Annotated in this window: 6 protein-coding genes; 4 read left to right on the forward strand and 2 right to left on the reverse strand. The window is 68.6% G+C overall.

Features of this window, described 5'->3' with window-relative positions; translation table 11 throughout:
* The 4 genes from LAO51_19785 to LAO51_19800 form a co-directional block, all read left to right on the forward strand.
* A partial coding sequence (locus LAO51_19785; protein MBZ5640986.1) for a hypothetical protein occupies positions 1 to 872 on the forward strand: 872 nt, incomplete at its 5' end.
* A gap of 203 nt (positions 873 to 1,075) precedes the next feature.
* Positions 1,076 to 1,744 carry a hypothetical protein gene (locus tag LAO51_19790; GenBank protein ID MBZ5640987.1) on the forward strand — a complete coding sequence of 223 codons (669 nt, stop codon included), beginning with the start codon at positions 1,076 to 1,078 and terminating at the stop codon, positions 1,742 to 1,744.
* A 376-nt stretch (positions 1,745 to 2,120) separates the two neighbouring features.
* Entirely contained in the window at positions 2,121 to 2,600 is a 480-nt protein-coding gene (locus LAO51_19795; protein ID MBZ5640988.1) for a thrombospondin type 3 repeat-containing protein, read from the forward strand.
* A 98-nt stretch (positions 2,601 to 2,698) separates the two neighbouring features.
* Positions 2,699 to 3,853 (forward strand): PilT/PilU family type 4a pilus ATPase, encoded by a 1,155-nt coding sequence (locus LAO51_19800; GenBank protein MBZ5640989.1) that lies wholly within the window; start codon positions 2,699 to 2,701, stop codon positions 3,851 to 3,853.
* 6 nt (positions 3,854 to 3,859) lie between these two features.
* On the opposite strand, the gene LAO51_19805 is transcribed toward LAO51_19800, so the two are convergent.
* On the reverse strand, positions 3,860 to 4,483 hold the full coding sequence (locus LAO51_19805; GenBank protein ID MBZ5640990.1) for a response regulator: 624 nt from the start codon (positions 4,481 to 4,483) through the stop codon (positions 3,860 to 3,862).
* A 160-nt stretch (positions 4,484 to 4,643) separates the two neighbouring features.
* Positions 4,644 to 5,954: molybdopterin biosynthesis protein (locus LAO51_19810; GenBank protein MBZ5640991.1), on the reverse strand; the 1,311-nt coding region annotated here is incomplete at its 5' end.

A 5,954-nucleotide genomic window follows, 5' to 3' on the forward strand; every position in this document is an offset into this window, starting at 1 on the left:
CCAACGGAACGTCGTGCAATGACGGCAACGCCTGCACTCAGACCGATACCTGCCAGGCCGGAACCTGTACGGGCTCGAATCCAGTGAACTGTACGGCGCTCGACCAGTGCCACGACCCCGGCGTCTGCGACACGGGCACCGGGGTCTGCTCGAATCCGAGCAAATCCAACGGAACGTCGTGCAATGACGGCAACGCCTGCACTCAGACCGATACCTGCCAGGCCGGAACCTGTACGGGCTCGAATCCAGTGAACTGTACGGCGCTCGACCAGTGCCACGACCCCGGCGTCTGCGACACCGGCACGGGAACCTGCTCCAACCCGATCAAGTCCAACGGCTCGGCCTGCAGCGACGGCAGCGCCTGTACGGTCGGTGACAGCTGTCTTGCGGGCGCCTGTGTCGGCGGCCCGCCGCCCAACTGCGACGACCTCAACGTCTGCACGCTCGATGCTTGCGATGCTCTCGCCGGTTGTACTCACGTGGTCCAGGACGCCGACGCTGACGGTGTCTGCGATGCCCTCGACTGCGCCCCCAATGACCCGGCGGTCTGGACCTCGCCCGTGGAGATCCAAGGGCTGCGGGTCGACAAGGGAGCCGCGACGCACCTGAGCTGGACCGCGCAGGGCCAGGCTCCGCGGTACGACGTGGTCGGCGGCGCGCTGGCGGAGCTCCGATCCGGACAGGGTTCAGGTGGCGCCGCCTGCCTGGGAGACGACGCGCCGCTCTCGGCGTGGGACGACAGCGTGCAGCCGGATCCCGCGGTCGGTCAGGGGTACTACTACCTGGTCCGGGGACAGAACGTCTGCGGGACGGGCACCTATGGATTCGCGTCGAGCGGGAGCGAGCGAGTGCCGTCGGCCGGCTGTCCCTGACGCACCGGCGAACCGTCGCGGGCTCACGGCTTCCGCCGAGGAGCGGCCGGACGCGGGAGAATCCTGCCCGGACCAGCTCGGACCGGCGGGCTGCGGTTGTGTCACCGCAGGAGTTCGACTATAGTTTTTGCCCCCGGTGCCCGGGTGCGGTATCTTCCGACGCTCGAAGGCAGGCGGAGGTTTCTCCCGAGGGGGCTTGTGCCATGACGTTCAACTGGCGACTCGCTGGCATTTCGTTGGCTCTGCTGGCACTTCTGGCAGGAGTCGGCTGCACGAACAGCAAGGTACTTTCCCCCGCGAACGGCGGGGTGACGTTTCAGGTGGTGATCGACCCTGCGGCCGGCCCGCGAGACGGCTCGAAACCGCCTTTTGTCTGGGCGAAGGCGGAATTCGCCGCCGTCGACTTCGTTCCCGTCGATTCGAGCGCGCAGATCACGCTCGGTCCGAAGCCGTTTCAGTTCCTGGAACAGGCGCTGGACGTCGATCTCAGCCAGGCGGGACCCCAGACGCTCGGCTCGGTCAATATCAGCCCTGGCCTGTACAAGATCGACCTCGTTTTCTTCAACTGGTTCGACCTGAACACATCGAACGAGCCTCCGGTGGCCAGCCAGCCTGCTTGCGCCGCAGGCTCGCTGGAATACGCGAGGTTCCTCCCGGAAGGATCCGGGGCTCTTCCCATCGTTCCCGCGAATCAGCCTGTCTTCGAGGTTCGCGCGGGCGCGACGACGACGGTGCGGCTGCTCGTGAGCGGCACCGCGCTCACGACCCTCCTCGAGGCCCAGGTCACCTGCGAGGAGGGCAGCAACCTCGGCGCGGTGTCGCAAATTTCGCGTTCCACGCTGGGTGCCCTGCTCACGTTCCAGCTACCCTGAGGCCTCCCGCTTGACGTCCCACCGTCGGAACCGGCTGCTCCTGGTCCTGCTGCTGGCGTCCGGCTCGTGCGCCTGCTCCTCGTCGAAGAGCGTCTTCCCCTCCAGCGGAAGCCTTGCCCTGGACACCGTGGACAGCGGTCTCACCGCGCAGTTGGCTGCCGCGCAGGCGAACCAAGTCGTGAGGTGGACTCTGGCCTCCGCCAAGGTGGACATTGAGGGATTCGGAACGCACGACTTCCTCGGCGTCTCCCCCTGCACGCACACGTACAACATCCTCGCCCCGACGACGCTCGAGGCCGCTTGCAGCGGCTCGAATCTCGTTCTGGGGACCGCGGGCGGGACGCGGACCGCCACGGTGCGCCTGGTGATCTCGGCGATGGAGGTTCGCCGGGCCTTCCGACCGAATCTCCCCTCCACCGGGGACTACGACGGGGACGGGATCCCCAACGGGACCGACAACTGTCCGATGGTGCCCAACCCCGACCAGGCGCTGTCCGCGGACGGTACCTCGGGATCCGCCTGCGCGGTCGTGGACGCCTCCACGGGCTCGACGGAGCTCGATTCCGACGGGGACGGGATCGTCGATGGTTTCGACGACTGCGTCTGGGTGCCGAACGCGAGCCAGACGGACTCGGACGGGGACGGCATCGGGGACGTCTGCGAACAGGTGGCCCACGTGGTCCTCGGGCCGGGATCTGTCAAGCTCGACTTGACCCCCGTGGCCTTGCCCGATCGTCCGGGGGCGGTCTCGACGTTGACCGTGGACTTCGACGACCGCAAGACCCTCGTGGGTTGCGACGCCGGGTTCACGCGGTGCAGCCTGAACCCACAGGCGATCCTCGTGACCGTCCCGTAGCACCGCGGGATTGACGTTTCTCCCGTTCCCCTCGAGGGGCCTCGCGCGGGTGAGCGCCCGGCGTGACCGGAACGACGATCGGGGGTAGGCTCTCCGACGTGCCGTTCTTCGACGAGCAGCTCTCCCGCCTCGTGCGGGAACTCAACTCTCTGAGTGGTGAATCCGCGCTCCCGCCGGTGGAGCGGGACCCGGGAGGCGAGGTTCGCCTGGACGTGCTGCTGGCCCGTGCCGCCGAGACGCGCGCGTCCGATCTGCTCCTCGTCACCGGGGCTCCGCCCACCGCCCGCGTGGACGGGCGGCTCCTGGCGATCGACCCCCAGGTGCTGGACGATAGGGTAGTCGTCGCCTTGATCCACGAGGTGCTCGAGGAGCCGTGGGCGCGGGCCCTCGAGCGGACCCTGGCTGCCGATTTCTGCTTCGACCGGCCGGGGCTCGGCCGCTACCGTTGCAACGTCCACCTCCAGCGCGGCGTCCTCGCGGCCGCGATCCGCGCCCTTCCCCCGGCGATCCCGGGTCTCGAGGCGCTCGGCCTCCCGCAGGTTCTCGGCCGATTCGCGGCACTCGAGCGAGGCCTCGTGCTGCTGTGCGGCCCTGCGGGGTGCGGGAAATCCACGACCCTCGCCTGCATCGTGGACATCGTGAACCGGACCCGGAACGCACACGTCATCACGGTGGAGGATCCGATCGAGCACGTGCATGCGCACGGCACCAGCATCGTGGAGCAGATCGAAGTCGGCCGCGACACGCCTTCCTTCGGCGAAGCGTTGCGCCACGTCCTGCGACAGGACCCCGACGTGATCCTCGTCGGCGAGATGCGCGACCGGGAGACGATCGCCATGACGCTGACCGCCGCCGAGACCGGCCACCTCGTGCTCTCGACCCTCCACACGGGAACCGTGGCGCAGACCCTCGACCGGATCGTCGACGTGTTCCCGGAGGACCAGCAGCCCCAAATCCGCGCTCAGCTGGCGCTGTCGCTGGCAGGCATCGTGCTGCAGCACCTGCTGCCGAAGCGGGAGGGGCCGGGGCGCGTTCCGGCCGTCGAGGTGCTCCTGATCAACGACGCGATTCGCAATTTGATCCGCCGGGGACAGAACCACCAGATACCCGCCCAACTGGTCACGGGACGGACCGGCGGGATGATCCCGCTGGAGGACTCACTCGCCCGGCTCGTGAAGAGCGGCACCGTCACCCGCGAGGAGGCGCTTCGACACGCGCCGCACCCCGAGGAATTCGAGAGTTTCCTGCGATGACGCGCGTCAGGCGCGGACGTGCTGCTTGCGGCGTCGCGTTCTCGATGTCGCCGCCTGCTGGACCACCGAGTCGATGAAGCCGCTCAGGACCGAGGGCTCCACCGGCTTCGCGAAGCAGCGGATCGCCCCGCACTCCAGGACCCTGGCCTCGGTTTCCGGCGTGTAGTAGCCGGTCATCGCGATCACGATCGCGCGGGTCGATTCGGGGTCGGCCTTGATGGTCCGGCAAATCTGGAAGCCGTCCATCCCCGGCATCCTGAGATCCAGCAGCACGATGTCCGGGCGGAACGTCACCATGAGGCGCCCGGCTTCGAAGCCGTCCGCGGCGGTCATCACCTCGTACCGGTGCGCGCGGCTCGACATGTGCTCCGCGATGACGTCGCGAATGTTCGCCTCGTCGTCCACCACCAGGATCCTCGCGAGGCCGGACCCTTCCCGGAGCGACTCGGGAATCGGGATCCCGTTCTCACGCATGAAGTGGACGAGATCCTTCTTGCGAATCCGACGGTGTCCGCCAGGGGTCCGGAAGGCCGGGAGGCGACCCGCGTTCACCCAGTTGATGATCGAGAGCGGGGAGAAGTGGCAGATCCTCGCCACGTCGAAAGTCGTAAATACTTCTTTCGAAACCATGCTGCCGCCTTGAACAAACCGAAGTATTCTCGGGTGTCGTCGCGACGGCGCCGAGAACGGTGATTTTTCCACTCGGCAGCGACGGTTCTCGCGCCTCAAGTTCCGGATACCGGTCGGGAAGGCGCGTGTCAACGACTTTTTCGACAGGCGCTGGACGCGATCAGGCCCGGAGTCCCCTCGCGCGAAGCAGAGCACGCGTCTCGGCGCTCTCGAGCTCCTCGAGGAATGCTCGGACGGCGGGCCGGGCGAGCCGCGTCTTTCGCACGAAGAAATCGTAGCGCTCCTCGGCGATGGGAAGGAATCCAAGGTCGCGGTCGCGGGCGACGATGTCGATCGCGACGCCGAAGTCCGCCCGCCCCTGGGCCACGGCCGCGGCGATGGCGTGGTGCGAGGATGCCTCGACGCCGTACCCCGGCGGCCGCGCGTCGCCAAGCAGCCGATCGTAGAGCGCTCGCGTCCCGCTGCCGCGGTTGCGGTTGATCATGACGACGCCGGGCGTGCGAGCGGCCGCCCGGACGGCCTCCTCGGCGGATCTCCCCTCGAAGCGGGGATCGCCTCGGCGGTGCACCACCCCCTGGAGCCGCCCGTAGCCGCGCCGCAGCTCGAGTTCGTGCGACAGGAACGGCTCGTTGTAGGCGCCCGTCGCCGGATCGTAGAGGTGGGCGCCGGCGACGTCGCACTCGCCGCGGCGGATGGCATCGAGGCCTGCCTGGCTCCCCGCGGCGATGACCTTGCACGTCACTCCCCGCCGGCGCAACCGTCCGACGATCACGTCGAGGCCGACGCAGTGGCTTCCGATGATGACGAGGTCCACGCGCCGCGCGCGCCCGCCCGCGATCGCGAGGATCGACACCTCTTCCCCCTCGTCGATCATCTCGACCGTCTTGGGAACCACGAAGTAGCCGTCGGCCTGGCTCCACGTGGTGACCGAGCCCGAGCCCTTACCGATCGGGTAGGCCACCAGCGCGCCCGCATCGGTCTCGGTGAGGCGCACGAGGACGCACTCGGTGCGACCGGGCTCCGAGGTCACGGTGATCGGCAGTCTCGCGGCGATTCGCTCCTCCTGCGGCTCGCCGAGGCCGGCCAGGGCGCGGATCACCGGGGCGACGAACTCGTGGAACGTGAAGATCGCGGACGTCGGGAAGCCCGGCAACACCGCCACGGGCTTGTTTCCCGACACCGCGAGGCAGAGCGGCTTGCCGGGCTTGAGCGCGACACCGTGAGCGATGACCCCGGGCGCATCCAGGGTCTCCTCGAGGACGCGGACGTTGAGGTCTCGGGGACCTTTCGAGGTGCCGCCCGACAGCAGCACGACGTCGGCCGCGGCCAGCGCGCGAGCGACCGCCGCGCGGACGGCGCCGGGCTCGTCGGGGACGATGCCCATCGGCAGCGGCCTTCCACCGCACTCGCGCACCGCATCGGCCAGGATGATCGCGTTCGAGTCGTAGACCTGTCCCGTCGCGAGCGGTTC

This window comes from Terriglobia bacterium, assembly GCA_020073205.1.
Classification (GTDB): domain Bacteria; phylum Acidobacteriota; class Polarisedimenticolia; order Polarisedimenticolales; family JAIQFR01; genus JAIQFR01.

Coding starts and splice junctions, on each gene's coding strand:
- LAO51_19805 (MBZ5640990.1), bottom strand. CDS start 4,483: ATGGTTTCGAAAGAAGTATTTACGACTTTCGACGTGGCGAGGATCTGC.
- LAO51_19795 (MBZ5640988.1), top strand. CDS start 2,121: ATGGAGGTTCGCCGGGCCTTCCGACCGAATCTCCCCTCCACCGGGGAC.
- LAO51_19790 (MBZ5640987.1), top strand. CDS start 1,076: ATGACGTTCAACTGGCGACTCGCTGGCATTTCGTTGGCTCTGCTGGCA.